Below are 4,480 nucleotides of genomic sequence, written 5' to 3' on the forward strand. Positions count from 1 at the left end.
GGTGCCGCAAGGCGCGTGGGGCGACAGCCTGCTCAAGCGTCTGGTGGAAGTCAGCGCGACCATCGAAGTCGGTGCGTTCGATCAGCAGCCGGCGCCGTTCATGGGCTCGGTGATTTCCCTCGGCGCGGCGAAAGCGCTGATGGACGCTCAAGAACATCTATTGGCCAACGGCGCGGTGTCGCTGTTGGCGATGACTCAGCCGCAAGCGCAGTCGGCCTTGCTGACTCCGGGCATTCTTGATGTGACCGCAGTGGCCGAGCGTCCGGACGAAGAACTGTTCGGCCCGTTGCTGCAGGTGATTCGCTACGCCGATTTCGCTGCGGCGATCAGCGAGGCCAACGACACTGCTTATGGCCTGGCGGCGGGTTTGCTGTCGGATTCCGAAGATCGTTATCAGCAGTTCTGGCTGGAAAGCCGCGCCGGTATCGTCAACTGGAACAAACAGCTGACCGGTGCGGCGAGCAGCGCGCCGTTCGGTGGTGTCGGCGCTTCCGGCAACCATCGCGCCAGCGCCTACTACGCGGCGGATTACTGCGCGTACCCGGTGGCCTCGCTGGAAACGCCGAGCCTGGTGTTGCCGGCGGCCCTGACGCCTGGCGTGAAAATGGTGTGATGCCTATCGCTGGCAAGCCAGCTCCCACAGGATCGCAGGCGTTCGCACATTTTGTGTACGACAGCGATCACTGTGGGAGCTGGCTTGCCAGCGAAGGCCGCGACGCGGTCGCACTGAACAGTTAGTTACTGAAGCCTATAACAACAGATTCTCGTGGAGCCTCGCTGATGAAATCCTATGAAGTCAATTTTGACGGTCTAGTGGGGCCGACCCATAACTACGGCGGTCTGTCCTACGGCAACGTTGCGTCCCAGAGCAACAGCCAGCAATCCTCGAACCCGAAGGAAGCGGCGCTGCAAGGCCTGGCGAAAATGAAAGCGCTGATGGAAATGGGCTTTCAGCAAGGCGTGCTGGCGCCGCAGGAGCGTCCGGACGTGGCCGCTCTGCGCCGTCTGGGTTTCAGCGGCACCGACGCGCAAGTGATCGAGCGCGCCGCAAAGGAAGCCATGCCGTTGCTGGTTGCCAGTTGCTCGGCGTCGAGCATGTGGGTGGCCAACGCCGCCACTGTCAGCCCGAGTGCCGACACCGCTGACGGCCGCGTGCACTTCACCGCCGCCAACCTCAACTGCAAATACCACCGCAGCATCGAACACCCGACCACCAGCCGTGTGCTGGGTGCGATGTTCGCCAATCAGCAACACTTCGCCCACCACGCCGCGTTGCCGGCGGTGGCGCAGTTCGGTGACGAAGGCGCGGCCAACCACACGCGCTTCTGCCGTGAGTACGGCGAGGCCGGCGTCGAGTTCTTCGTGTTCGGGCGCAGTGCGTTCGACACCCGTTACCCGGCGCCGCAGAAGTACCCGGCGCGTCAGACCCTCGAAGCGTCGCAAGCAGTCGCTCGTTTGCACGGCCTGCGTGACGACGGCGTGGTCTACGCCCAGCAGAACCCGGCGGTGATCGACCAGGGCGTATTCCACAACGACGTGATCGCGGTGGGTAACGGCGAGGTGCTGTTCTATCACGAGGACGCGTTCCTCGACACCGAGCAGATGCTGGCCGAGCTGCAGGGCAAACTGGCCAAGGTCGGCGGCAAGTTCCAGTCGATCTGCGTGCCGCGTTCTGCGGTCACCGTGGACGACGCGGTGCGCTCCTACCTGTTCAACAGCCAGTTGCTGTCGCGTCCTGATGGCTCGATGCTGTTGATCGTGCCGGAGGAATGCCGTGGCAACGAGCGCGTGTGGAACTACCTGCAAGGTCTGACCAGCTCCGGCGGTCTGATCCGCGAAGTCAAAGTCTTCGACCTCAAGCAAAGCATGCAGAACGGCGGTGGCCCGGCGTGCCTGCGACTGCGCGTCGCGCTCAACGAAACCGAGCTGGCGGCGGTCAATCCAGGGGTTATCATGACGGCCCCGTTGTACGGTTCGTTGACCGCATGGGTTGAAAAGCACTACCGCGACCGCCTGAGCGAAACCGATCTGGCGGACCCGCAGTTACTGCTTGAATGCCGGACGGCACTGGATGAACTGACGCAAATCCTTAAACTGGGCTCGGTTTATCCATTCCAGATCAATTGATGGCCGGCGCGTCGCCTGAACGAGGCGCGCGGCTTGTCTCCCCAAGAGAGTAAAAACATGAGCGATTCCCTGCAGCTGATCCTTGAAGACACCGACGGCACGCAACTGCAAACCTCGTGCACCCGCGTCGCGGTCATGTGGCAAGGCAAAGAGCTGTGGATCCAGCAGGACGGCCGTGGCCAACTGCTGATCGGCGTGGACGTCGAGGAAGGTGACGAAGAGTACGCCAACCTGCTGCTGCGCCCATTGGCAACTAATCTGGTAAGTCTGCAACTGGAAATGGAGCCGGCCGAAGTCGGCGACGAAGACCACGTGCACGGCCCGGATTGCAACCACGATCACTAAGGAAACCGCTCTATGCTCGCCCTCGGCAAACTGCTTGAACTGACCCTCGCCGGCCGCGAACCGGCGGAGAAGACTCAACTGACTGTCGAAGGCGTGCGCATGCGCTGGTTGAGCGAAGGTGCGCTGGAAGTGCGGCCACCCGAAGCGCGCGACAATGGCCTGGACCTGCTGCTGTCGGCAGGCATCCATGGCAATGAAACAGCGCCGATCGAGTTGCTCGATCGGCTGCTGCATGACATCGCTCGTGGCGATCTGAAGCCGCGTGCACGCATTCTGTTCCTGTTCGGCAACCCGGAAGCGATTCGCAAGGGCGAGCGCTTCGTCGAGCAGGACGTCAATCGGCTGTTCAACGGCCGTCATGAACAAACCAGCGGTACCGAAGCCATCCGCGCCTGCGAGCTGGAGCGGCTGGCGGCGAGCTTCTTCAGCCTGCCGGATCGTCAGCGTCTGCACTACGATCTGCACACCGCCATTCGTGGTTCGAAGATCGAGCAGTTCGCCCTGTACCCGTGGAAAGAAGGTCGCCAGCATTCACGCCGCGAACTGGCGCGTCTGCGTGCCGCTGGCATGGAAGCGGTGCTGCTGCAGAACAAGCCGTCGATCGTCTTCAGCTCCTATACCTACGACAAGCTCGGTGCCGAGGCCTTCACCCTGGAACTGGGCAAAGCGCGGCCGTTCGGACAGAACGAAGGGGTGGATGTGTCGAGGCTGGAAACCCGCCTGAAGCAGATCATCGAAGGCAATGAGCCGGATCTGGCCGAGGAAGGACTGGACGGCTTGCAACTGTTCAGCGTCGCCCGGGAAATCATCAAGCACAGCGATGCATTCCGCCTGAACCTGCCGGCGGACATCGAAAACTTTTCCGAGCTGGATGTGGGTTATCTGCTGGCCGAAGATCTGGCCAACACCCGCTGGGTCATCGAGGAGGAGGGCGCACGAATCATCTTCCCGAACCCCAAGGTCAAGAACGGCTTGCGTGCGGGCATCCTGATCGTGCCGGCCACCGACGAAAACCTCGCCTGACAAAAATCCCTGTAGGAGCTGCCGAAGGCTGCGATCTTTTGATCTTGTTTCTAGACGATCAAAAGATCGCAGCCTCGTTTCACTCGACAGCTCCTACAGGGGAGCGTTGTGCTTAGACCGCTACAGCACGCGGTTCACTGCGACGCAGCGCGCGAACCTTCTGCAGCGTATCCGCGCAAGTCCGCGCCGCTTCCTGACCCTTGTGCACGAAGTGTTCGAAGAAGAATTTCTGATGTTCTTCACCGGCATGGAAGTGATGCGGGGTCAGGGACACCGAGAACACCGGCACTTCGGTTTCCAATTGCACTTGCATCAGGCCGCTGACCACTGACTGGGCGACGAACTCGTGACGGTAGATGCCGCCGTCCACCACCAGAGCAGCCGCGACGATACCGGCGTAACGACCGGTATTGGCGAGCAGCTTGGCGTGCAGGGGCATTTCAAAGGCGCCGCCGACTTCGAAGAAATCGATGTCCGATTCCTGATAACCCTGAGCGAGCATTTCGGCGACGAAACCTTTACGGCTTTGATCGACGATTTCCTTGTGCCAGCAGGCCTGGATGAACGCGACGCGCTCGCCGTGAGGGTGTTTGGTTTTGCTGTCGATAGCGGTGGGTTGCATGTTCTGACTCCTGTTTGTGTGAAAAACAGGGCGTTATGAATCGAAAGGGATTCAAGGGTGCGCGCGAGCACAGCAGTGCGCAGGCGGCCCTTTGGTGTCAATCCCGTTCTCTCTTCATCCGGACTATGACCGTCGGCCCCGGAATCACACCGGGTCTGCTGACCTTGCCGCCGATCACAGCCTTTGCCGTGTTCGTCGCCAAGCGCTCGCGGGCTATGCGCATTGCGCGCAATTACCGCCGGTGGGGAATTGCACCCCGCCCTGAGAACGTTTTCGCCGCCCTCTCTCGGGCGGCGCAGCGTTTTTATCACATATTTTCCGGCCGTGCACAGAACCTGTGGGAGCGGGCTTGCTCGCGAAGGC

5 protein-coding genes and 1 riboswitch are annotated in these 4,480 nt (G+C 61.4%); of the genes, 4 read left to right on the forward strand and 1 reads right to left on the reverse strand.

Annotated elements, in window-relative coordinates:
- The 4 genes from DBR18_RS29425 to astE form a co-directional block, all read left to right on the forward strand.
- On the forward strand, positions 1-613 hold a 613-nt coding region (locus DBR18_RS29425; protein WP_256588780.1), incomplete at its 5' end, for an aldehyde dehydrogenase family protein.
- A 167-nt stretch (positions 614-780) separates the two neighbouring features.
- Complete coding sequence (gene astB, locus DBR18_RS17960; RefSeq protein ID WP_108591311.1) at positions 781-2,127, forward strand: N-succinylarginine dihydrolase; 1,347 nt, start codon at positions 781-783, stop codon at positions 2,125-2,127.
- 57 nt (positions 2,128-2,184) lie between these two features.
- Positions 2,185-2,472, forward strand: coding sequence for a hypothetical protein (locus DBR18_RS17965; protein WP_007963090.1), 288 nt, complete (start codon positions 2,185-2,187; stop codon positions 2,470-2,472).
- A 12-nt stretch (positions 2,473-2,484) separates the two neighbouring features.
- Positions 2,485-3,495: a succinylglutamate desuccinylase gene (gene astE / locus DBR18_RS17970; protein ID WP_108591312.1), complete on the forward strand. Its 1,011-nt coding sequence runs from the start codon at positions 2,485-2,487 to the stop codon at positions 3,493-3,495.
- Positions 3,496-3,607: 112 nt separating this feature from the next.
- Here the strand turns inward: astE and DBR18_RS17975 are convergent, their stop codons facing one another.
- Positions 3,608-4,117 carry a 6,7-dimethyl-8-ribityllumazine synthase gene (locus DBR18_RS17975; RefSeq protein WP_108591313.1) on the reverse strand — a complete coding sequence of 170 codons (510 nt, stop codon included), beginning with the start codon at positions 4,115-4,117 and terminating at the stop codon, positions 3,608-3,610.
- Between the two features lie 101 nt (positions 4,118-4,218).
- Positions 4,219-4,390, reverse strand: a riboswitch (FMN riboswitch).
- Positions 4,391-4,480 lie beyond the last annotated feature (90 nt).

This window comes from Pseudomonas sp. HMWF021 (assembly GCF_003061005.1).
In the GTDB taxonomy this organism is placed as follows: Bacteria; Pseudomonadota; Gammaproteobacteria; order Pseudomonadales; family Pseudomonadaceae; genus Aquipseudomonas.